Origin of the sequence: Paraburkholderia unamae (assembly GCF_003268775.1) — a bacterium.
Classification (GTDB): domain Bacteria; phylum Pseudomonadota; class Gammaproteobacteria; order Burkholderiales; family Burkholderiaceae; genus Paraburkholderia; species Paraburkholderia unamae.
The window spans coordinates 468,625-491,224 of sequence record NZ_QLSU01000001.1 but is presented as its reverse complement, the minus strand read 5'-3'; the positions used below and the strand labels follow the sequence as shown (position 1 = coordinate 491,224).

The 22,600-nt window shown below is 67.5% G+C and carries 19 protein-coding genes; 6 read left to right on the top strand and 13 right to left on the bottom strand.

Translation table 11 applies throughout. The features are described 5' to 3' along the window. The first annotated feature begins 129 nt into the window (after window positions 1–129). The 6 genes from C7401_RS02060 (at window position 130) to ampC (ending at window position 7,004) form a co-directional block, all read left to right on the top strand. Window positions 130–474, top strand: coding sequence for a cupin domain-containing protein (locus tag C7401_RS02060; RefSeq protein ID WP_112169665.1), 345 nt, complete (start codon window positions 130–132; stop codon window positions 472–474). Window positions 475–540: 66 nt separating this feature from the next. Beyond that, the gene (locus tag C7401_RS02055; RefSeq protein ID WP_258396801.1) at window positions 541–1,998 is read left to right on the top strand and encodes an NAD(P)/FAD-dependent oxidoreductase; all 1,458 of its coding nucleotides are present in this window, start codon (window positions 541–543) and stop codon (window positions 1,996–1,998) included. Window positions 1,999–2,003: 5 nt separating this feature from the next. Continuing rightward, window positions 2,004–2,933 (top strand): LysR family transcriptional regulator, encoded by a 930-nt coding sequence (locus C7401_RS02050; RefSeq protein ID WP_112169663.1) that lies wholly within the window; start codon window positions 2,004–2,006, stop codon window positions 2,931–2,933. Between the two features lie 140 nt (window positions 2,934–3,073). Continuing rightward, on the top strand, window positions 3,074–4,639 hold the full coding sequence (locus C7401_RS02045) for a purine-cytosine permease family protein (RefSeq protein ID WP_112169662.1): 1,566 nt from the start codon (window positions 3,074–3,076) through the stop codon (window positions 4,637–4,639). A gap of 115 nt (window positions 4,640–4,754) precedes the next feature. Next, window positions 4,755–5,753 carry a TraB/GumN family protein gene (locus C7401_RS02040; RefSeq protein ID WP_181565472.1) on the top strand — a complete coding sequence of 333 codons (999 nt, stop codon included), beginning with the start codon at window positions 4,755–4,757 and terminating at the stop codon, window positions 5,751–5,753. Between the two features lie 78 nt (window positions 5,754–5,831). Beyond that, window positions 5,832–7,004, top strand: coding sequence for a class C beta-lactamase (gene ampC / locus C7401_RS02035; RefSeq protein ID WP_220092797.1), 1,173 nt, complete (start codon window positions 5,832–5,834; stop codon window positions 7,002–7,004). A 33-nt stretch (window positions 7,005–7,037) separates the two neighbouring features. Here ampC and C7401_RS02030 read toward each other — a convergent pair whose 3' ends face one another. The 13 genes from C7401_RS02030 to C7401_RS01970 form a co-directional block, all read right to left on the bottom strand. Beyond that, window positions 7,038–8,444, bottom strand: a complete 1,407-nt coding sequence (locus C7401_RS02030) for an ATP-binding protein (protein ID WP_112169660.1) — start codon at window positions 8,442–8,444, stop codon at window positions 7,038–7,040. Further along, window positions 8,441–9,103 (bottom strand): response regulator, encoded by a 663-nt coding sequence (locus tag C7401_RS02025; RefSeq protein WP_112169659.1) that lies wholly within the window; start codon window positions 9,101–9,103, stop codon window positions 8,441–8,443. Before C7401_RS02025 ends, C7401_RS02030 begins: the two co-directional genes overlap by 4 nt. A 62-nt stretch (window positions 9,104–9,165) precedes the next feature. Next, window positions 9,166–12,243, bottom strand: coding sequence for an efflux RND transporter permease subunit (locus C7401_RS02020; protein WP_112169658.1), 3,078 nt, complete (start codon window positions 12,241–12,243; stop codon window positions 9,166–9,168). Continuing rightward, window positions 12,240–13,322: an efflux RND transporter periplasmic adaptor subunit gene (locus tag C7401_RS02015; protein WP_112169657.1), complete on the bottom strand. Its 1,083-nt coding sequence runs from the start codon at window positions 13,320–13,322 to the stop codon at window positions 12,240–12,242. The genes C7401_RS02020 and C7401_RS02015 overlap by 4 nt, the downstream gene beginning before the upstream one ends. Window positions 13,323–13,327: 5 nt before the next feature. Next, a complete protein-coding gene (locus C7401_RS02010; RefSeq protein ID WP_258396800.1) occupies window positions 13,328–14,764 on the bottom strand; it encodes a TolC family protein in 1,437 nt (478 codons plus the stop codon). A gap of 200 nt (window positions 14,765–14,964) precedes the next feature. Beyond that, entirely contained in the window at window positions 14,965–15,987 is a 1,023-nt protein-coding gene (locus C7401_RS02005; RefSeq protein ID WP_112169656.1) for an Ldh family oxidoreductase, read from the bottom strand. A gap of 85 nt (window positions 15,988–16,072) precedes the next feature. Next, window positions 16,073–16,987, bottom strand: coding sequence for a dihydrodipicolinate synthase family protein (locus C7401_RS02000; RefSeq protein ID WP_112169655.1), 915 nt, complete (start codon window positions 16,985–16,987; stop codon window positions 16,073–16,075). Window positions 16,988–17,156: 169 nt separating this feature from the next. Further along, window positions 17,157–17,939 (bottom strand): AraC family transcriptional regulator, encoded by a 783-nt coding sequence (locus tag C7401_RS01995; RefSeq protein WP_224042789.1) that lies wholly within the window; start codon window positions 17,937–17,939, stop codon window positions 17,157–17,159. A gap of 88 nt (window positions 17,940–18,027) precedes the next feature. Further along, window positions 18,028–19,296 (bottom strand): FAD-dependent oxidoreductase, encoded by a 1,269-nt coding sequence (locus C7401_RS01990; protein ID WP_112169654.1) that lies wholly within the window; start codon window positions 19,294–19,296, stop codon window positions 18,028–18,030. Beyond that, window positions 19,293–19,565, bottom strand: coding sequence for a 2Fe-2S iron-sulfur cluster-binding protein (locus C7401_RS01985; protein ID WP_112169653.1), 273 nt, complete (start codon window positions 19,563–19,565; stop codon window positions 19,293–19,295). Before C7401_RS01985 ends, C7401_RS01990 begins: the two co-directional genes overlap by 4 nt. Next, on the bottom strand, window positions 19,558–20,718 hold the full coding sequence (locus tag C7401_RS01980) for an NAD(P)/FAD-dependent oxidoreductase (RefSeq protein WP_309251980.1): 1,161 nt from the start codon (window positions 20,716–20,718) through the stop codon (window positions 19,558–19,560). Before C7401_RS01980 ends, C7401_RS01985 begins: the two co-directional genes overlap by 8 nt. Further along, the gene (locus C7401_RS01975) at window positions 20,715–21,674 is read right to left on the bottom strand and encodes a 4-hydroxyproline epimerase (protein ID WP_112169793.1); all 960 of its coding nucleotides are present in this window, start codon (window positions 21,672–21,674) and stop codon (window positions 20,715–20,717) included. Before C7401_RS01975 ends, C7401_RS01980 begins: the two co-directional genes overlap by 4 nt. Before the next feature lie 103 nt (window positions 21,675–21,777). Further along, the gene (locus C7401_RS01970) at window positions 21,778–22,563 is read right to left on the bottom strand and encodes a TetR/AcrR family transcriptional regulator (protein ID WP_112169792.1); all 786 of its coding nucleotides are present in this window, start codon (window positions 22,561–22,563) and stop codon (window positions 21,778–21,780) included. Window positions 22,564–22,600: the final 37 nt, after the last annotated feature.

The window sequence follows — 22,600 nt, the reverse complement described above, 5'->3', positions numbered from 1 at the left end:
CGGCCGGAAGGGTGGCGCGCGGGTGGACGGAACACGGCGAAACGCAGCTTGCCCCCCCCGCGGGAGGGCATACCGCGGGCACGCCAGTCGGTAACTTTGGCGTCACCCAATCAACTGGAAGCGACGCAAATGAGCAAACTGATTCAGGACATCGTGCCGCTGGGCGCAGGCATCGGCGAATTCACGAAGCTGGAGTTCGGCATGGACGAAAGCGACTGGCGCGCCGCCGAGGGCAAGAACGGCAACTACGTGATCGGCTGGTGGGAAGGCAAGATCGGCGCGGTGGACTTTCCGGCCACCACGGCCGACGAAGCGGTGTGGCTTGTCGAAGGCAAGGTCGCCTTGACCGACGCGCAAGGCGGACGCAAGGAATTCACGGCGGGCGAAGGCTATCTGCTGCCCGCGGGCTTCGCCGGCCGCTGGGAAACCATAGAGGACGCGAAGAAGTTCTACGTCGTGCTCGAACAGGCCTAACGCGAGCCGCCCCCTCCACGGACGGGGGCGGACCGGTCTCCCCCGTTTCATGCCGTGAAGAAAATGATGAGTACCCCTGTAGATATCGAAGTCGAACCGCCCCGACTGAAACCCGCTGCGCAGCGCCCGCCCGTTGCGCTTGGTGTGCAAGAGGCGCTGGCGCGCACGCGCTTCTTTCCGTACTGGCTCGACAATCCCGCCGAGCCGCCCACCGAGCCGAAGCTCTCCACCGACGTGGAAGCCGACCTGCTGATCGTGGGTGGCGGCTTCACGGGGCTGTGGGCGGCCGTGCAGGCGAAGGAGCAGATGCCGCATCTGAACGTGGTGGTGATCGAGGCGGGCCAGGTCGCGCACGGCGCGTCGGGCCGCGCGGGCGGCATTATTTCGACTTCGGTGATGCACGGCCTGCCCAACGCGGTGCGCGTGTTTCCGAACGACATCGAGCAACTGGAGGAGTTCGGCCAGCGCAATCTCGACGGCTTCGAGGAAACGCTCGCGCGCTACGGTATCGACGCCGACATCGAATGGAACGGTGAAATGACCGTGGCCGTCGACCCGGACCATATCGAGCACCTGCGCGGCGACTACGAACTGCACAAGCGTTACGGGCACGACGTCGTGCTGCTCGGGCGCGAGGCGACGCGCGAGCAACTCGATTCGCCCTTGTTCGCGGGCGCGCTGTGGTCGCGCAACCGCAGCGGCATCGTGCATCCGGCCAAGCTCGCCTGGGGCCTCAAGCGCGCGGCGCTTTCACTCGGCGTGAAGATTTACGAGCACACGCCGCTTATCGAGGTTGCCGACGAGGGCGCGAGCGTCCACGTGAAAACGCCCCACGGCAGCGTGCGCGCGCCGCGTGTGCTGTTTGGCAGCGGCACGGCGAAGGTTGGCATTCCTGATATCAACCGGCGGGTGTTGCAGGTGCGCGACCACGTGCTCGCCACCGAACCGCTCACCGACGAACAGTTGGCGCGCATCGGCTGGAAGAACCGCCAGGGCATTTACGACACGCGCACACAGCTCAACTATTTCCGCCTGACGAAGAACAACAACATCATCTTCGGCGGTCTGGTGAGCTACCACTTCGACGGCGACCCCAACCCGCCGCAGGACGAGAAGGCCGAAACCTATTATCGGCTGGCGCAGGCTTTCTACCGCACCTTCCCGCAGCTTGGCGACGTGCGCTTCTCGCACGCCTGGGGCGGCCCGATCGACTACTGCTCGCGCGGCTCCGTGTTCGCGAAACGCTACCTGAACGGCAAAGCCGTTTTCGTGGCCGGTTATACGGGCTTCGGCGTGGCCGCGAGCCGCTTTGGCGCCTACATGGGCCTGAACATTCTCTTCGACCGCAAGAGCCCCGAGCGCGCGCTCGATATCGCCAGCCTCAGCCCGACCTATATCCCGCCGGAGCCGGTGCGCTGGCTGGCCGCGAAGGTCACGTTCCACGCCTTCGACGGCGCGGACGCCGAAGGCGGCTGGAAACGCGCGTGGATCAAGGGCATCAAGGCGATGGGCTTTCCAATGTGAGCAGCATGTTCTCCAATACTTCCGATCTCGATCTGCGGCTCATCCGCGTTTTTCTCGCCGTGGTGGACGCGCGCGGCATCACGGCCGCCGAAGCGACACTGGGCGTGCGGCAGTCCACCATCAGCACGCAGCTTTCCGCGCTGGAGGCCCGCGTGGGCTTCAAGCTGTGCGAGCGCGGGCGCGGCGGCTTTCGCCTGACTTCGAAGGGCGAGCGCTTCGTGCCTTCGGCGCGCGCACTCGTTGCGGCCACAACCGAATTTGTCGCGCGGGTGCGCGACATCGACCGCAAGCTGGTCGGCACGCTCGGCATCGGCCTGATCGGGCAGGCTTCGCACGTGGAGAATGTGCGACTCGCGGAGGCCATCGGCGCGTTTCGCAAGCGCGATCAGGCGGTGCGTTTCACGATGAAGGTGGCCGCGCCCCAGGAACTCGAAGAAAGTCTCGTCAACAACCAGCTCGACATTGCGATCGGCTATTTCTGGCACCGCGTGGCCGGCCTCGACTACACGGAGTTGTTCAGCGAGCGTCAGGTGCTGTGCTGCGGGCGCGGGCATGCGCTTTTCCACGACGCGCCGCACGTCAACACCGGCAACCTGCGCGAGCACGACTGGGTTTGGCGCAGCTATCCGATTCCCGAGGAGCTTGCGGGCATTGGCGAGCGTCAGGTCACCGCGATCGCCGACAGCATCGACGCGGCCACGGTCCTGATCCTCTCGGGCAGTCATATCGGCTATCTGCCGGCGCATCACGCCGAACCGTTCGAGCAGCGCGGCCTGATCCGCGCGCTCGGGCGCACGACCTTCGGCTTCGATGTGCCGATGCATCTGGCCGTCAAGCGCAGCGCCACTGAAAAGCCCATCGTACGTGCGTTTTGCGACGATCTGCTCAACGTCTACGGGCAGCATGCGGCGGCGTCCGAAGCGCTGGCGCAATAGCGGCGCGGCGCGCGCCATACATTGGCTGCGCGCGATGTAAACGTAGGGAATCCAGAATAATTAATCGACCATGATCGATTAAAGTGGACATGAGATGTTGAAAATGCGCTGACCGCAACGGCGCGCAATGGAGTGAGACAATGAGCGACAACAGCATTACCCAGATCGAGACCTTCGGTTTCGAACGCATTCCCGATGCGTCGCGCTATGCGCGTCCCATCGATCTCTTCCGGCTGCTGTTCGGCGGCTGCAATACCTTTTCGACTTCGGTGCTGGGCAGCTTTCCCGTGCTCGTCGGCCTCTCGTTCAAGGCAGGCGTATGGTCCATCTTGCTCGGTGTGCTCGCGGGCACCTGCATTCTCGCGCCCATGAGCCTGTTCGGCCCGCGCAACGGCACGAGCGACCCCGTATCGTCGGGCGCGCACTTCGGCATACACGGGCGGATCGTGGGATCGTTTCTCGCGCTGCTCACGTCGATCGCGTTTTTCGCGCTCGCCGTGTGGAGTTCCGGCGACGCGCTCGTGGGCGGCGCGCACGATATGGTCGGCGTGCCCGTCAACACCTGGACGCTCGGCAGCGCCTACATGGTGTTCGCCGTGCTCGTGGTGGTGGTGTGCATCTACGGCTTTCGCTTCATGCTGTGGGTGAACAAGATCGCCGTATGGGCCGCGAGCGTCATGTTCGTGGTGGGCGCATTCGCGTTCGCCGGTGCGTTCGATCCCGGCTACGCGGGCACGCTGCATCCCGGCGGCGCGGGTTTCTGGGTGGCCTTCGTGAGCGCCGTGCTGGTGGCGTTGAGCAACCCCGTATCGTTCGCCTCGACGCTTGGCGACTGGGCGCGCTACATCCCGCGCAACACGCCGCGCCACCGCGTGATGGGCGCCGTGTTCGCCGCGCAGATCGCGACCTTCGTGCCGTTCTTCTTCGGCCTCGTCACGGCCACGATCATCGCGACGAAAGCGCCGAACTACATCGCCTCTAACGACTATGTGGGCGGCTTGCTGGCCGTGTCGCCCCGCTGGTTCCTGCTGCCCACGTGCCTCATCGCGATCATCGGCGGCATGTCCACGGGCACGACCGCGCTGTACGGCACCGGCCTCGACATGTCGAGCATGTTCCCGAAGCTGCTCAACCGCGTGCGCGCGACCATACTGATCGGCACACTCGCTATCGGCTTCATCTTTATTGGCCGCTTCGCGTTCAATCTCGTCGAGAGCGTGTCCACGTTCTCCACGCTGATCTGCACGTTCAGTTGCCCTTGGATGGCGATCATGGTGATTGGCTTCGTCACGCGGCGCGGCCACTACCTCGCCGACGACCTCCAGGTCTTCAATCGCGGCGGCCGGGGCGGGCACTACTGGTTCACGCACGGCTGGAACCTGCGGGCGATGGGCGCGTGGCTGCCGGCGGCGTTTCTCGGCCTCGCGTTCGTGAATCTGCCGGGGCAGTTCGTCGGTCCGCTGGGTTCGCTGGCGGGTGGCCTCGACTTGAGCGTTCCCGTTTCCTTGCTGGTGGGCGGTGCGATCTATATCGTACTGCTCACGATGTTCCCGGAACCGGATGCGGTGTACGGTCGAGAAGGACGTCGCTTCGTGCGCGCCACGCGCGGGCAAGTCGTGGCCGCGGATCATGCGCCACGCATGCACACGGCGCACCATGTGGGCGCCGTGCAGGACCTGCAACGCGAGCCGGAATACGCCGAATAAGCGGCAAGGGCGCTCGCCTCGCACGAGGCGAGCGCGCATGTGCGGCACCGCACACTGCGTGCGATCGCATTGGCGCACGATGTCGCGATCCTTCGACTCTCCCGAGCGGCGCGCGATGAGACCCGTTGACGACGTGCGGCACCGAAGCTTCGGCTGGCTCAAGGGGTTGCTGCTCGCGGCGGCTGCGTTGGCCGTTTGCGCGAGCACCCCGGCACTCGCGCAAACGTCTGCAAACGTCGGCATGATCTGGACGGCGACGTTGCCCGGCCATCCCACCTTGCTGCTGCTGCCCACCATCCATAACCTCGCACACGAAGACCCGCGCATCGACGCGACGCTTGCCTCGCTCGCCGGCAGCGTGCGCGCCATCGCGCTCGAAGCGCCGATGGCCCTGAATGCGCAACGCGTCGCGATGATCCGGCAGGATGCCGCGTTGCCGCCCGACGACAACCTCACGAATCACATGAAGACGATGAGTCCCGCCGCGCTCGCGCAGTGCGCGCGCGACAGCCACTTCGACATCGTGAAGTTTCTTCAGCTCAAGCCGTGGGTGGCGGCCGCCGCTATCGACGCGTGGCGCACGAACACCGTACCGGGCGGGCGGCGTGACGCCGGGGCGCCAACCGCCCAACGTCCCGGCATCGACACGCGCCTCGAGACGATCGCGTTGAAGCAGCATATTCCGCTCATCTATCTGGCCGGCTTCGACGCGGAACTGCATCTGCTCGACGGTATTCCCGCGCGCGCCCAGGAGGCCTTGCTGGTATCGTCGTGCGCGGCCTTTCACGGCACGCCGCCGGGCAGCGTGTCGTCCGAAGTGCTGGAACGTGCGTGGATCGATGCCGACGGCAGCGTATTCGAGCGCATCTCCACGCAGCAGGCGCCGGGCGAGAGCGACGCGCATTTCGAGGCGACGCGCTACGTCATGCTGGAGGGCACGCGCATTTTCGCGGCCACGCTCGCGCGCGACGACTATTTCCACGGCAAGGGCGCAATTCTCGTCGCGGTCGGCGCGAGCCACTACTTCGGCGAGGAGTCGCTGATCGATCGCCTTCGCCGAGCGGGCTATACGGTGACGCCGCCGCAGCACTCCGCCATTGTGAGCAGCCGGTAAGTGCGCAGGCCGCTCGTGTGGCCGGTAAAGCGACGCGTGTAAGATCACGGCTTTTCCGCACCGCGTAAGGAGTCGATCTTGCTTCGTTCACTCGTGAGACTGTGTGCCGGCGCGCTGCTGATCGTTGCGGCCGCAAGCATGTCCGCCGTCGCCGCCGAACAGCCGGGCGCCGCCGATGAGCAGATACGCGACGCGGCGCTCGCCTTCATGAACGAGAACGGCATTCCCGGTCTCGCGATTGCGGTGGCCGTGAACGGCAAGGAGCGCTTCTACAACTTCGGCGTGGCTTCGAAGGAAACGGGCGAGCCTGTCACGAACACCACGCTCTTCGAACTCGGCTCGATGAGCAAGACCTTGCTCGCCACGCTCGCCGCGTGGGCGCAGGTGAACGGCAAGCTCTCGCTCGACGCCCCGGTGAGCGACTATCTGCCCGAGATGCGCGGCACGCCGTTCGGCGCGCTCACGCTCGTGAATCTCGGCACGCACACGGGCGGCGGCTTCCCGTTGCAGGTGCCCGACGAAGTGACGAACGACGAACAACTCACAGCGTGGCTCAAGGCATGGCGTCCGCGCTATCCCGCAGGCACGCAGCGCACCTACGCGAACCCGAGCATCGGCATGCTCGGGCGCATCACGGCGAAGCAACTGGGCATGAGCTATGCCGATGCGGTGGAGAAGACGCTTTTTCCCAAGCTCGGGCTCGCGCACACGTATATCCGGGTGCCGCCCGGCGAGCGCGCGGCCTATGCGCAGGGCTATGACAGCAAGGACATGCCGGTGCGTCTGAGCCCTGGTGTGCTCGCCGACGAAGCCTATGGCGTGAAATCGGATACGCGCGACATGTTGCGCTTTCTCGAAGCGAACCTGGGGCAGGTGGCGCTCGAACCGGAGATGCAGCGCGCGCTCGAAGCGACGCACACAGGCTATTTCCGCGCGGGGCCGTTCATTCAGGATCTGGTGTGGGAGCAGTATGCGGAGCCGGTCGCCCTGAACGATCTCGTGAAGGGCAACGCCAATGTCATGGTGCTGGAGGACAACCCGGCCACGGCGTTGAAACCGCCTTTGCCGCCGCAGAGCGAGGCGCTACTCAACAAGACGGGCGCGACCAATGGCTTTGGCGGCTATCTCGTGTTCGCGCCTGCGCGCAAGACCGCGATCGTCATTCTCGCGAACCGCAATCATCCGACCGAGCCGCGCGTAAGGTTCGCTTATCGTCTGCTGGAACTGGTGCAGGGCGCGGCGGCGCATTGAGGCCCACCGAAATTGAGGCCCATTGAAGCGCGGTTACGCCGAATCGCTCGTCGCGCGCGTGTTGCGCTTCGCGGCGGGCGTGATCTCCGCATTGCCGCCTTCGCCCGTGCGCCGCTGTAGCCCGCTCACCGCAGCCGTGAGCCCGCGCCCGCCGGGGTTGTTGCGCAACTTGAACGTCAGGCCCTGGCGTTGCGCAATGCGCGCGACGATCGAAAGCCCCAGCCCGCTGCCGGTGCCCTGCGCATGATCGCCGCGAAAGAAGCGGTCGAGCACGCGTTCGAGATCGGCCTCGGGAATGCCGGGGCCGTTGTCCACCACCTCGAAGCCGAACGTGTCCTGCGCGCGCGTGAGCACGAGGTCGATCTTGCCGCCCGAGGGCGTGTGGCGGATCGCGTTGTCGAGCAGATTGTTCAGCAAGGTGTTGAGCCCGTGCGGGTCGGCGCTCACGTTGCAGATGTCCTCGGGCGTGACGGGCGGGCGCGATTCCAGACCGAGGTCGATGCCTTTTTCCTCGGCGAGCAGCGAGAAGTCGCCGATCGCCTGTTCGCCCAGCCGCCGCAGGCTCACGATCGCCGAGGGGGCGCTTGCCTGCGCGTCTTCGCGGGCGAGCGTGAGCAACTGCTGCACGAGGCGGATCGTGCGGTTCAGGCGCGTTTGCATGCGTTCGAGCGTGCGCGGCTCGCCGCTGAGCGTGCCGTCGTGCAGCGCCGCCTGCCATTGCAGCTTGAGCGCGGCGAGCGGCGAGCGCAGCTCGTGCGCCGCGTCGGCGATAAAGGTGCGCTGCGCCTGCGAGGCCGCGTTCAGGCGATCCAGCAGATCGTTGAGCGCCTCGACGAGCGGACGCAACTCCACGGGCACCGAGCCGTCCAGGCGCAGCGGTTCGAGCGCATGGACCGAGCGCGCGGCGAGCAGCGTCGAAAGCCCGCGCACCGGCGCGAGTCCGCGCGTCACGACGAACAGCACGAGCACGATCGCCACGGGCACGAGCAGCGCGAGCGGCCACAAGGTGTGCAGCGCGAGATGCAGCGCCAGCGTATCGCGCACGGAAATGGGTTGCGCGACCTGCACGAAGCGCTCGGGCTGCGCGAGGCCGAACACGCGCCAATGCACCTCGTCGTGCTCGATCGTGCGAAAGCCCGTGGCCTGGCGCGGCAGCGTGGGCGTTTCCTGCGAGTGGTAGATGAGCTTGCCGTCGCGGTCCCAGATCGCAATGAGAATGCGGTCGTCGGCAATTTCGTCGAAGCCGGGACCGGACTGTTCCACCTCACGTGCCGTCGCGACGTTCGCGGGCATGGAAAGCGCGACGGCGTGCAGTTCGTAATCGAACAGCTCACCGGCTTCTTCGCGCGCCGTGTGGAAAATGCCGATGCCCGCCACCACCGAGGCGGCAGCGAAGCCGCAGATGAGCCAGCCGAGCAGGCGCCGGCGGATCGAGTTCATTCGGACCTCTTGAGCCGGTAGCCCACGCCGCGCACGGTCACGATCTGGTCGGCGCCGATCTTGCGGCGCAGGCTGTGCACGTGCACTTCGATCGCGTTGCTGCCCACTTCCTCGCCCCAGCCATACATGCGCTCTTCGAGCTCGGCCTTCGTGAACACGCGCGCGGGCTGCTCGATCAGCACATGCAACAGAGCGAATTCGCGTGGCACGAGCGCAACCGGCAGACCTTCCTTCGTCACTTCATGCGCGGCGGGGTCGAGCGCGAGGTCGCCGTGCGCATAGACGGGCTGCTTCTGGCCCGTGCGCCGGCGCAGCAGCGCGCGGGCGCGGGCGGCCAGTTCGTCGAGGTCGAAAGGCTTGATGAGGTAGTCGTCGGCGCCGGCGTCGAGCCCGGCGATGCGGTCCGTCACCGAGTCGCGCGCGGTCAGGATCAGCACGGTCGCCTCGCCGCCCTTGCGGCGGTAGCCGTTGAGCACCTCGATGCCGTCCTTTTTCGGCAGTCCGAGATCGAGCAGCACGAGGTCGTACACGTCGTTGTCGAGCGAAAGCTCCGCCTCCCGCCCGTCGCGCGCCCAGTCGACGGCATGGCCTTCGCGGCGCATCGAATCGAGCACCGTTTCGGCAATCATCTCGTCGTCTTCCACCAGCAACAGGCGCATCGCTCGCTCCCCGATTTTTCAACCTCTCATTGTCGCTCATCCCGGCTTAACCGGTGCTTAAGTCACTCGCCAGTCGCCGGCCTGGGCGTTCCGGCCCCGCGTACGAGCAGCACGCGCAGCAGGGCGGGAAGCACGAGCAGCACGAGCGGCATCTGCACGATCAGCCCCGAGATGATTGCCACGGCGAGCGGCTGCTGCATGGCGGAACCCTGGCCGAGCGCGAAGGCGAGCGGCAGCAGCGCGAGAATCGCGGCGATGGTGGTCATCGCGATCGGCCGCAGGCGGTTGCGGCCCGCGGCGAGCAGGGCGTCATCGACCGTATGGCCTTCGTCGCGCACGAGTCCCTGGAACTCCGAAACATAGAAGATCGCCACTTCGGTCACGATCCCCACGATCATCGTCATGCCCATCATCGCGGAGATGTTGAGCTCGATTCCCGTGATCCACAGTCCGATGAACACCGCACCCGTGGCGAGCAGCGGCATGGCCATGACCGCGAGCGCCACGCGAAAGCGTTCGTAGAGAAAGAGCAGCAAGCCGAACACGAGCGCGACAGCCGCGCCGAACACCGCGAGCAGCCCCTTGAACGCGATTTGCTGCTGCTGGTAAAGACCGCCCAGCTCGTAGTAGACGCCTGCGGGCAGCAGGCCCGGCTCGCCGAGCACGCGCTGCACGTCCGCGATGGTCGAGCCGAGGTCGCGCCCTTCGATGCGCGCGGTCACGGCCGCCATGCGTTTGAGATTGTCGCGGCTGATTTCGGGCTGCCCCGACACGGCGACGCGATCCGCCACGCGCGCAAGCGCGAAGATGTGGCCATCGGGCGCGCGGATCGGCAGGCGGCTCAGTGCCGTGTCGGTGAGGTGCGCCGCGTTCTGCGCGCGCACGCGCACGCCGATGGTTTTCGGGCCGCTCTGGAATTGCGTGGCCACGTTGCCGTCGAGCAGGTCGTTGACCTGCTGCGCGATGGCTTGCGGGTCCATGCCCTCGGCGGCGGCCGCGTCGGGGCGGATATGCAGGTCGATCGCGTCGCCCGCGGGATTGATGCCGTCGTTCACATCCACGATGCCGTTGATCTTCGCGATGCGCGCGGCCACGTGCCGGGCGGTGCCGTCCAGCACGTTCTGGTCGTCGGAATAGATCTTGATCTGCACGGGCTGCGGCACGGCGGTCAGGTCGCCGATCAGGTCCTCCATCAACTGCGCGAGTTCCACGCTCACGCCGGGCACCTGGCTTTCGATGCGCGAGCGGACTTCCTCCATCACGGTGTCGATGGGTTCGCGCGCGCCGGATTTCAGGCGCACGAAAAAGTCGCCCTTGTTCGGCTCGTTGAGGTCGCCGCCGAGCCCCGCACCCGTGCGCCGCGACCACGTCTGCACGTTCGGGTTCGCACGCAGGATGGCTTCGATCTGGCGCATGAGCCGGTCGGTTTCGGTGATCGAAGTGCCGGGGCGCGTGTGATAGTCGAGCACGAAGCCGCCTTCGTCCATCGAAGGCATGAAGCCGCTGCCCACGCGCGTGAAGGCGAGCGCGGCGAGCAGCGCGAGCGGAACGAGCCCTGCGAGCACCCATGCGGGCCGCGCGCTCACGCGTGCAACGAGCTTCGCATAGCCGCGATTGAGCCACGCCGCGAAGCGCGTTTCCGTGTGCTCCTGCGCGTCCGTGGACGTGAGCCAGCGATCGCAGAGAATCGGAATGGCAAGCCAGGTGACGATGAACGAAATAAACAGGGCGCTCGCCATCGTCACGGAAAGCGCCTTGAAAAACGCACCCGTCACGCCCGAAAGAAACGCGAGCGGCACGAAGATCACGAGCGTGGCCGCCGAGGAGCCCGCGAGCGGCCGCGTGAATTCGAGCGCGGCGCTCATCACGCGGCCGTGGAAGGCGTGCTCGCCCGCCTCGCGCATGCGCCGCGAGATATGCTCGATCATCACAATGGCGTCGTCGATCACGAGGCCCACCGCCGCCGCCATGCCGCCCAGCGTCATGATGTTGAAGCCCATGCCGAACACGTCGAGCAGCAGGATGGTCGCCGCCATCACCACGGGCACCAGCGCGACGGCAATCAGCGTGACTTTCATATTGCGCAGGAATACGAATAGTGTGAGCGCCGCGAGCACCACGCCGATCATGATCGCGTCGCGCACGCTCGTGGCGGAGGCAATGACGAGCTCGCTCTGGTCGTACCAGTTGGCGAGATGCACGCCTGCGGGCATGTGCTGGCCGAAGTCGGCGAGGCGCGCGCGAATGGCCTTCGCCATCGCCACGCTGTTCGCGCCGGGCTGCTGATAGATGTTGACGAGCACCGCATCCTGGCCGTCAGCCGTCACGCGTATCCATTGCGGCACGACGCCGCGCGCCACCGTGGCGACGTCGCGCAGACGCACCTGGCCGCCGCCCGCCGGCGCGGCCACCACCACGTTCCCTAGCGCTTCGAGGCCGTCGATGGCGGTGTCGGCGACGACGAGATAGAGCTTGTCGTGGTCTTCGAGCCGGCCCGTCGCCATCAGCACGTTGCCCGCGCCGATGGCGCGCGAAATATCGGCGACCGAGAGCTTGTGCGCGGCGAGCCGGGCGGGATCGACCGCGACTTCGAGTTCGTCGCGCGCACCGCCCGCCACCTCCACGCGCGCCACGCCCTCGACCGAGGAAAGCAGCGGGCGCAACTGGAACTGTGCGAGATCGTAAAGTTGTGCGAGGCTTTGCCGCTGCGAGGTGAGGCTGTACGCGAGCACCGGGAACACCGTCGGGTCCATGCGGCGCACCTGCATGGTCGTGCCCGGCGGCAGGCTCGCGAGGATCTCGGCAATGGCCGACTGCGCTTGCAGCGTGGCCTGCGCCATGTCGGTGCCCCAGTCGAAGTTCAGCGAAATCTCGGCGCTGCCCCGGCTCGTGCGCGACTCCACGTCGCGCACGTTCGGCACGCGCCGCAGGGCTTCTTCGACGGGCATTGTGACGAGCGTCGCCATCTGTTCGGCGGGGCGGTCGCCCGCGTCGAGCGAGACCACGGCGCGCGGAAACGACACGTTGGGAAAGAGCGAGATGGGCAGGCGCAGCGCGGTAAGCGCGCCGGCGATCGCGGCGAGCGCGATCACGAACAGCAGCGAGCGCCGGTGGCGCTGCATCCAGAGGCCGAAATTCATTGTGCGCCGCCTTTGGTCATGCGCACCGCCATGCCTTCTTCGAGCTCATAGTTGCCACTCACCACGAGCGGGCGCGAGGCGTCGAGCGCGCCGTCCACGCCGTACCAGCCGTCGCGTTCGACTTCCATCTGCACGGCCACGCGGTGTGCCTTGCCTGCGGGCGTCACCTGGAAAACATAGTGTCCTTTGGAGTCCTGTAGAACGGCGGCGCGCGGCACGTTCCACCAGTTGCCGGGGCGCGTTTCGATATCGGCGCGCACGTGCATGCCGGGCATGAAGGGCGCGCCCGTGAACGGCACGCTCGCGCCGACATTGACGAGCTGGCTTTGCGCATCGATCGCGGCGCCGACCAGCACGATCTGGCCGGCCGCGCCCGCGTTGCCGAGCGATGCGGAAAGGGCGTGCAGCACGACGCGGTCGCCTGCGTGTATCGTCAGCGCGTCCGCGGGTTCCACGCCGAGCGAGACGTTCGCCGCGCGTCCCGCACCGGCGTTCGCGGGCACGAATTGCGCGAGCGCGGCGCCGGCCTGCACCTGGTCGCCCTGGGCGGCGGAGATCTGCGAAACCACGCCGGCCGAGGGCGCAACAAGTGTTTTGCTTCCCTGCGTCACGCCCGAGCGGGTTTGCGCGGCAAGCGCCGCGCGCGCATCGTCGAGTGCCTTGCGCGCCGTCGCCAACTGCGATTGCGTGGCGAGACCGTCGCGGTAGAGCGCCTCGGTGCGATCCAGTTCGCCGCGCGCGAAGGTCGCCTCGCTTTGCGCCTGGCTCAATGCAATGACGGCGCCGGCGTCGGCCTCGACCACGAAAAGCGGCGCGCCGCGCGCAACGCTTTGCCCCGGTTGCGCGAGCACGCGCATCACGCGCGCCGTGTAGGGCAGGCTCAACGTGGTGATATTCGCGGCAGCGGCGCTCACCACGCCATAGGCCTCGATTTGCTGTGCGATGGGCTTGCGCGCCACGGGCGCGACGACGACGGCGACGGAGACGGAGACGGGCTCGTCAGCGAGCGCGGGCGAAAGCGTCGTGGCCACGGCGGCGAGGAGCGCGGCGGCGCGAAGAAGGAGCGGTCGTCTTGGCATGGAGGTCAACGGTTGGCGATGGGGAGCGTCGGGGCGGAGGCAGGGTCCGGAATCGCGCTGCCGAGCAGGGCTTGCAGCCCGACACGCTGTTCCGCAAGCGACTCGCGCAGCGTGGCGACGTCGATTGCGCGCGCGAGCGCGGCAGACTGCGCGTCCGTGTACTGGCCGAGCGTGATGCTGCGCGCCGTGTAGGCGTCGTGGGCACGCTCCGCGCTGCGCTGCAAGGGCGGCAGCGAGGCCTCGGCGTCGGCAAGCTGGCGGGCGATGATCGCGCCGTTTGCGCGCAGGTGCGCCGTGTCGGCCACGGCGGCGTTCAGACGCGTCTGGTATTCGTCCGCGAGGCGCGTGCGCGTGGCCTGCTCGATCGCGATGTTGCCGCGATTGCGATTGAAGATGGGCAGGCTCAGGCTGATCTGGAAGCCGCTCGTGTAGATCTCCGAAGTATCGCGCGCACGCACGAAGCCCACGGAAAGACTGGGAAACTGGTTGAGGATCGCCGCGCGATACTTCGCTTCCTGCGCTTCGTAACCCGCCTTCAGCGCGAGCAGGTCGGGGCGGCGCGCGGGCAGCGCGGCCATGGCCGCATCGACGGTCGCATCGGGCGTCGGTGCGATCGTATCGAGTGCATCAAGCGCATCCGGTCCCACGAGCGGCAGTTCGACATCGGGCGCGAGGCCGAGCAGCGCGTTCAGGTCGTGGCGGGTTTGCTCGCGCGCCAGTTGCATGTCCGCGTATTGCTTGCGCGCGTCTTGCAGCGAGACGAGTGTGCCTGCAACGACATCCGCGGTCACGTTGTGGGCTTGTGCGGCACGCTCGGTACGCTCATGGCGCATGCGCGCCAGTTCTTCCTGCTGCGCAAGCAGCGGCAGCACGGCGTCCTGATAGCGCGCCTTGACGAACAACTGGCGCGCTTGCGCCACGACCTGCCACTCTTGCCAGAGCAGGCCGAGATCGGTTTTGTGCACGGTGGCTTCGGCCGAATGCAAGTTGGCGCTGCGCGTGACGAGCGCCATCACGTCCATGCTCAAGCCGTAGCTGAATGCGCGAGACAGGCCGAGCTGGCCCGGATAGTCGCTGGAAATGGCGACCTGCGGGTCCGGCAGCAAGCCCGCCGAATAGGCCTGGGCCTGCGCGATGCCGAGATCGTCGCGTGCGAGCCTGAGGTCGGGATTGTTCGCGACCGCGAGCATGGCGACGTCTTCGATGTCGAAGCCGTTTGCCGGGTCGAAGCGGTGCGCGGCCAGCTCGGGCAGCGGCATGGTCGCGGGATCGATCTGCACGCGCGCGAGCGCATTCGCGTCGATCAACGATGCGTGCGAGGCCAACGGTTGCGCGCGATACGTGGTGCAGCCGGTGAGCGTCGCGGCGAAACAGACGGCGCAGGCGGCGGCCAGCGCAACGCCGCGCGCGCGCGCCGGCGGGCAGGGCAGCAGGCGGGGCAAGGGGACTCCTGGCACAAGGCAAAAAGCGTGGCGGAAACACACGGCGCAGGGTATGCATACGCCAGGTTGAATGCCGCGGATTGTGCAGGGGTAACCCTTAGGTAACGCTTAAGTCACGCTCGCGCGTGTTGGGCATTGACTTCGCATTTGCGCGGGGTCAGTGCGCTGCGCGAGCGTAATGTGGCGACGTCGCACCGGCTTCAGTCGAGCAATTTCAGCACGTCGTCGTAGAGCGCGCGCGGCACCTTCACGCCTTCGCGTTCGCTGCGCTCGCGTGCCTCGAAGCGGCGCTGCGACGGCAGGCGCGCGCCTTGCGCCGTGATGGCGTCGAACAGTTGCTCGGCGCGCGCCTGACCGGCCGCATGACCGTCGCCGCCAAAGCGGTGCGGGTCGATGGCGATGACGAGTTCGCCGTGACAGGGGCTCGCGCCCGAGCCGCCGTCGAACGTTTGCGACTCCATGCTCGTGAGGTCGCCGATCAACGCGCCCGCGAGCAACTCGATCATGGCCGCGAGCGCCGAACCCTTGTGGCCGCCGAATGTCTGCATCGCGCCTTCCAGCGCGGCGCGCGCGTCGGTGGTCGGCTGGCCTTCGCTGTCGAGCGCCCAGTGCGGCGGAATGGACTTGCCCTCGCGCGCGTGCAGCTCGATGTCGCCGCGCGCGATCGCGCTGGTCGCGAAGTCGAACACGAACGGCAGGCCGCCTTCGCGCGGCCACGCGAACGCCAGCGGATTCGTGCCGAACACGCCGCGCGTGCCGCCCGCGGGCGCGACCCAGCTATGGCTCGGGTTCATCGCGAGGCCCACGAGTCCGTGCGCGGCGATGGCTTCGACTTCCGGCCAGAGCGCGGAGAAGTGGAAGCAGCGGTTGATCGCCATCGCCGCTATGCCCTGGCTGCGCGCCTTCTGTGCGAGCACGGGCAGGCCGGTTTCGAAGGCGAGCAGGGAGAAGCCGTAGTGCGCGTCGACGGCCAGCACGCCGGGCGCGATGTCGCGTAGCGTGGGTTCGGCGCGCGCGTCGACCTTGCCGCTCTTGAGCGAGCGCGCGCAAACGAGCAGGCGGTAGATGCCGTGCGAGTGGCATTCGTCGCGCTGGCCCTGGGTGATGACGCGCGCGATGGCCGCGGCATGCGCTTCGGACATGCCGTGCCGCAGCAGCACGTTGCGCGCGAGCGCGAAGACTTCGTCGAGCGTGAGAACGACGTGCGTGGACGTGTCAGTCATGGTGGTGGGTGTCGATATCGCGTGGCCTGCAAAAAAACAAACCGGGCCCTGGCGGCCCGGTTTCGCGTGGTGCAATGCGTTGGGCTTAGAGGCCCACGTCCGGCAGCGCGGGGCGCGTGGCGAGCGCCTTTTCGACCACGGCCTTCACGTGCGCGAGCGCTTCGCCTTCGAGCGCGAGGCGCGGCGGGCGCGTGATCGCGCTGCCGCGGCCGACGAGCTCCTCGCACAGCTTGATGCACTGCACGAGGTCGGGGCGCGCGTCGAGGTGCAGGAGCGGCATGAACCAGCGATACAGCGCGAGCGCTTCGTCGAAACGCTTTTGCTTCGCGAGGCGGAAGAGCGTTTCGCCTTCCTTCGGGAACACGTTCGACATGCCCGAGACCCAGCCCTGCGCGCCCACGGCCACGCTTTCGACCACCACGTCGTCAAGGCCCGCGAACAGCACGAAGCGGTCGCCCACGGCGTTGCGCAGGTCGATGAAGCGGCGCGTGTCGCCCGAGGAGTCCTTGAAGCAGACGATATTTTCGCAATCCTGAAGAGCGATCAGGATATCGGGCGTCACGTCGTTCTTGTAGATCGGCGGGTTGTTGTAGACCATCACCGGCACGTCGGTGCTCGAAGCCACGGCGCGGAAATGCGCGGCCGTTTCGTGCGGCTTCGACGAATACACGAGGGCGGGCATGACCATCACGCCGTCCACGCCCACGCGCGCCGCTTCCTTCACGGTCTGACGCGCGAACTCGGTGGTGAATTCGGCAATACCGGCGATCACGGGCACCTTGCCACCGGCGGCGTCGCGCGCGGCCTCGATCACGGCAAGCTTTTCGTTCGTCGCGAGCGAAGTGTTCTCGCCGACGGTGCCGCACACCACGAGGCCCGACACGCCGTCCTTGACGAGATTGCTCACCACCCGGTGCGTGGCGTCGATATCAACCGAGAAGTCCGCCTTGAACTGGGTGCTGACGGCGGGAAACACCCCGCTCCACTGGATAGCGCTCACTGTGACTCACTCCTTGAATACGTAGCGGCTCGCGCCGGTACCTGTTGAATATGAGTGGAGTATCGCTGTCCAAATCGTCCGGCGCTTGAGGGCTTTCGCACCTCAAAGAGACGAAATCTGCATAGTCTCGCGCGGCCCAGGGTGAACCCTGGGAAAATCGCCGGAAAGCTCAGCCGCGCGGCGTTGCGCCGCCCTCGGGCGCTTGCAGCAGCGCGCGGTACTGGCTCGGGGTGATGCCCACCGTGGCCTTGAATTGCCGCGTGAACGCGCTGTGATCGTTATAGCCGCATTGCGTGGCGATGTCGGTGATGCTCAGGTCGCTCGCGAGCAGCACGGAGGCCGCGTCGAGCCGTGTTTTCAGCAGCATCTGGCGCGGCGTGAGGTGAAAGATCTTGTGGAAGTAACGCTCGATCTGCGCGACCGACATGTTGATGAGTTTGGCCAGGTGCGCGAGCTTGAGCGGTTGCGCATAGTTGTCCTGGATGTACTTCGCCGCGACCGCGAGCCGCTGATAGGCGGGATGCGTGCCTTCGGCGGCCTGCAAGTCGCGCGAAATGCCGGCCACGCCCAGCACGCGGCCCTGCGTGTCGTGCAGCGGCACCTTGGATGTGAGGCACCAGCCCGGATGCCGCCCGGGATATAGATGCAGTTCGAGTTGATCGATGAGGCGGCTGTCGAGCCGCACGACGGCCTGGTCCTGTGCGGTGTAGCTGTGCCCGAAGCGCGAGGGAAACACCTGTTCGGCCGTCTTGCCGACGAGGGCGCGCTTGTCCTTGAAACCGCAGCGCGCGGCGAGCGTGGTGTTCGCGATCACGTAGCGCGCTTCGTGATCCTTCACGAAGAACACCACGTCCGGCATGGCGTCGAACAGCGGTTCGAGCATGGCGAAATGCGCGACCATCTGCGCAAACGTGGCGTTTTCGAGGGTGGCGGGCAGGACCAGTTCGGGCATCGCGAAGCGCGCGGAGCGATAGACGGGAAACCGCTATTGTGCCGTCTCGCGCGCGCTGGCGCATCCGCGATCAATAACCCGTGCCGCGCTATGCCCCGGTCTGGGCGTGCAGCAAGGTGTCGATGCGCGCGGGCGAAAACGGCGGGCGCTGGCCGTTTTGCGGCCAGCCGAAGCAGAAAGCCGCCGCCTCGCCGCAAATCTTGCCCTGGCAGGGCCCCATGCCGCAGCGCGTTTGCAGCTTGGCGTCGCGCCAGGAGGCATGGTGCGCGACGTCGCCGAAAGCGACGTCCTCGCAACGGCAGAATACGGTGTCGGCCCGCGCGAGCGTGCGCAGCGCGGGCGCGAGTTCGAACGCTTCGTGCAGGCGCGCCGCAAAGCGGCGGTAACGTTCGCGCACGGCGAACAACCGGCGCGCGCCGTCGGCGTCGCCGAGCGCGGCGTGTGCCGCAATGCGCCCCTCCACAGCCGCGAGTTCCATGCCGCCCACGCCCGTGCATTCGCCGGCCGCGTGGATATCGTCAACGGAGGTCCGCTGCCATTCGTTCACGGCGATGGCGGGCGAGCCCGCATGCGTTTGCAGTGCGCAACCGAGCGCCGCGCCGATGCCCGTATTCGGTACGAGACCATAGGCGCACGCGAGCCGGTCGCAATCGACGCGCATTTCCGCTTCGCCGCGCCGAACGCGGACCTGCGTGATGCGCGATGTGCCGAGCGCTTCGGCAACGTGCGCGCCGCACCAGTAAGGCGTGGCGCGCAGGTCGAAGCGCATGCGCAGCGCCTGCGCGAGTTTCGCGGGCGTGTGCACGAGGCCCGTCGCGAAGCGGCGCACGGCGTGCGGCGGCGCCTGCTCGACGATTGCGGCGATGGACGCGCCGTGCTGGTGCGCCGTGAGCGCGGCGGCCCATAGCAGCGGCCCGCTGCCCGCGATCACGATGCGCTCGCCGCGCACGGGCATGCCGCCTTTGATGAGCGCCTGCAAGCCGCCCGCGCCGGTGACGCCGGGCAAGGTCCAGCCGGGGTAGGGCAGGAAGCGCTCACGCGCGCCCGAGGCGACGATGAGCTTGCCATACGCGAGCACGAGCGCACGGTCGGCGCTTTCGGCGAGCAGTTGGCGGCCCGGCAGCGCCTGCACGAAACGGGTGCCGCTGAGCAGCGTGACGTTGGGGCGCGCCTTTAGCGCGTCGAGCAAGGCGCGCGCGGCGCCGCTCGCGCGATGCTCGGGCCCCTGACGCCAGATCTGGCCGCCGGGCAGCGGATTGTCGTCGATGACGCCAACGCTCGCACCGGCTTGCGCGGCGGTGTGCGCCGCGCTCAGTCCGGCGGGCCCCGCGCCAATGATCAGGATGTCGAAATTCATGGCGCCGTATTTCCGGTGACGATGTGCATGCCTTCGGCGCAGACCGACTGGCACGCGAGCCGATACGGCGTGCCGTCGATGGTGACGCGGCATTCCTGGCAAATACCCATGCCGCACAACGGCCCGCGCAGCGCGCCGCTCACGGAGCGGCGCGTGACGAGCGGCGCGTGCTGCGCGAGCGCCGCGACCGCGATGGCGGCCGCCACCGACGTGCCCGCCGCAACGCTCACGCTGCGTCCATCGACGCTCAACGTTACGAGTTCAGCCATGTGCGGTTCCCTGAGCGGCAAAGCGGGCGGGGAGATACGGCGTCGCATCGATCGCGGCGGCGTGGCCGAGCATTTGCGCGGCGATCAGTTTCGCCGTGCCGAGCGCGGTGGTCACGCCCAGGCCTTCGTGGCCGGTGGCGAGCCACGTGGACGGATGGCTCTGGGGCGCGGCGAACGCAGCGGCGGGGCCGATCAGCGGCATGCCGTCGCTCGATGCCGGGCGAAAGCCCGTCCACGCGCGAATGGCGTTGAGCGCGGGCAGTTGCGGCAGATATTCGGCGGCGCGTTGCAGCATGCGCGCGAGAATGGCTGGTTCGATTGCGGGATCGGTGCTGTCGAACTGGCGCGACGAGCCGATCAGCAATTGCCCGGTCGGGCGCGGCTGCACGTTGAACGCGACCGAGGTGCCGCTCGCGTTGTGCGCGCTCTTGATATAGCCGAGTTCGAGAATCTGATGGCGGATCGTGCCGGGGTAGCGGTCGGTAATGAGCAAATGGCCTTTTTTTGCCTGTAGCGGCAAGCGCGGCATGAGGTCGAGCGCCTGAAGACCGTTCGCCACCAGCACCGCGCCCGTGGCGATCGTTTCGCCGTTGGCGAGATGCACGCCCGCGCGGTCGATCTGCGTGACCTGCGTTTGCGTGCGGCAAACGATGCGGCCGCTCACCGGTTGTTCGAGCAGCCATGCAGAAACGGCGGGCGCGTAGACCACGGCGTCGTCGTCGACGATCATGCCGCCCACCAGTCCCTCGCGCAGGCCGGGCTCCGCTTCGCGCAGTTGTTGCGTGTCCAGCATCGAGCAGGTGATGCCCTGGCGTTGCAGCGCTTGCTGTCGTGTTTGCGCGAGCGTTTGCTCCTCCTCGTCGGCGGCGACCCAGAGCGTGCCGCAACGCACGAACGCATGGCGCGCATCGAGGCGCGGCGCAAGCTCGTGCCACAGCATGCGCGACCACGCGCTCAGTGCGAATTCTTCGGGCGTGTCGTCCATCACGACGAGATGACCCATGCCCGCAGCCGTTACGCCCGCACCCACGCCCGCGCGCTCGATCACGAGCACGTCGAGGCCTTGCGCGGCGAGTTCGTGGGCGCACGCCGCGCCCACGATGCCCGCGCCGATCACGACGACATCGGGGTGTCCGCTCGACCGCTCGATCACGTGCGAATGCCCCAGGCGAACGGATCGTCGTCGGCGAAAATCAGTTTGGACTCCGCGCTAATATGCGCGTTGCCGCGAATGCTCGGGCGCACATACCCTGCCGGGAGGTCGGGCGTGGCTTCGTAGCTCGCCTCGAACACGCTGCCGATGATGCTTTCCTGCCGCCACAGCGCGCCAGGCGCGAGTTCGCCGTTCGCGGCGAGGCAGGCGATCTTCGCGCTCGTGCCGGTGCCGCAAGGCGAGCGGTCGTAGGCCTTGCCGGGACACAGCACGAAATTGCGGCTGTCCACGCCGTCAACATCGGGATGCGCGAAAAGCTCGACGTGGTCGATCAACGCGCCGTCCGCGCCGGTAATGCCGTTCGCTTCGAGCGCCTGGCGCATGGCCCACGTGGCCTCGGTGAGCGCTTCGACGTTGCCCGCTTCGAGCGGGAGATTGTGGTCGGCGACGAGGAAGAACCAGTTGCCGCCCCAGGCGATGTCGCCATGCACGCGGCCGTAGCCGGGCACGTCGAGCGGCACGGCTTGACGGTAACGATAGGCGGGCACGTTGCGCACGGTCACGGCGCCATTGTCGTGCAACTCGGCTTCGACCACGCCCACCGGCGTTTCGATGCGATGCACCCCGGCCGCGATGCGGCCGAGATAAGCGAGCGACGCGACGAGGCCGATGGTGCCGTGGCCGCACATGCCGAGAAAGCCGACGTTGTTGAAGAAGATCACGCCCGCCGAGCAGGACGGATCGTGCGGCTCGCAAAGCAGCGCGCCGACCATCACGTCCGAGCCGCGCGGCTCGTTGACGACGCCCGCGCGCACGTGGTCGAAGTCGCGGCGAAACAGGTCGAGGCGTTCGGCGAGCGGGCCGTGGCCAAGCTCGGGGCCGCCTGCGATCACGAGGCGGGTCGGCTCGCCGCCCGTGTGGGAGTCGATAACGGTCAGGGTTTTCATGCCGACAATCGTAGGTCGCCCCATTTTGGGCGTCTTGCTCGAACGGCCCGCAGGCGACGACGATTTCGGCATAGTGCGCGGCGGCCGTGGGGACCGGCGCGCCAGGGTTCGCCTAGCTCCCGGCGAGCACGAACTGCTCAAGCTGGCGCACGACTTCGTCGCGCAGGCGCGGCGGCATGCTCTGGTAGCCGAGCAGATCGGAGATCCACAGGCCGTCCGCCGCGAGACGGCAGATCATCAGGCGGGCGGCGGCTTCGAGCGGCAGCGGGTCGGGGCGCGTCCACTTGCGCATGGGCGCGGCGTAACGCTCGCGAATCGCGGGGTCGGTCATCATCGCGGCCACCAGCACGCGCAGCACGTTGGTGCTGGCCGCCGGGCTCGTTTCGTCGATGGTGGTGTGCAGGTACGCGCGCGCGGCGGCGCCGTGCTGCGGCGCGCCAGTGGCCACGCCCGCTTCGATGCGCGCGTGCATCTGCTGTTCGAAGCGCTCCAGCGTCTGCTCGAAGAGGGCGTCGAGCAAGCCCTGCTTGTTGGCGAAGTGATATTGCAGCGCGCCCTTGGTCACGCCCGCGCGTTCGGCCACGGCGTCTAGCGTGACGGACGGCACGCCCTGGTCGGTGGCGATATCGGAGGCGGCCTGCAAGAGCTGGGCGCGCACCTGGATCGGGGCCTTCTTGCGGCGCGTGCCGGCGGCCGGCGTGCTCGTGGGCGGCGTGGGCGGCGTGGCGTCGTCGCGCGGGGAAGCGGATTTGACTGCCTTCGAGGGCTTCGGGGCTTTGGAGAGCTTGGGCGAATCGGGAGTCGCGGCGGTGAGGGTGGCCGCAGCGGGCGGCGCGTCAGCCGCCTTCGCGCCGCGCCGTGTCGCGCGCGCCGGCGCCTTGACGGAGGAGTCTTTCATGGAGCCGATCATACCATTGCGGGCGTGGCGGCTAAAC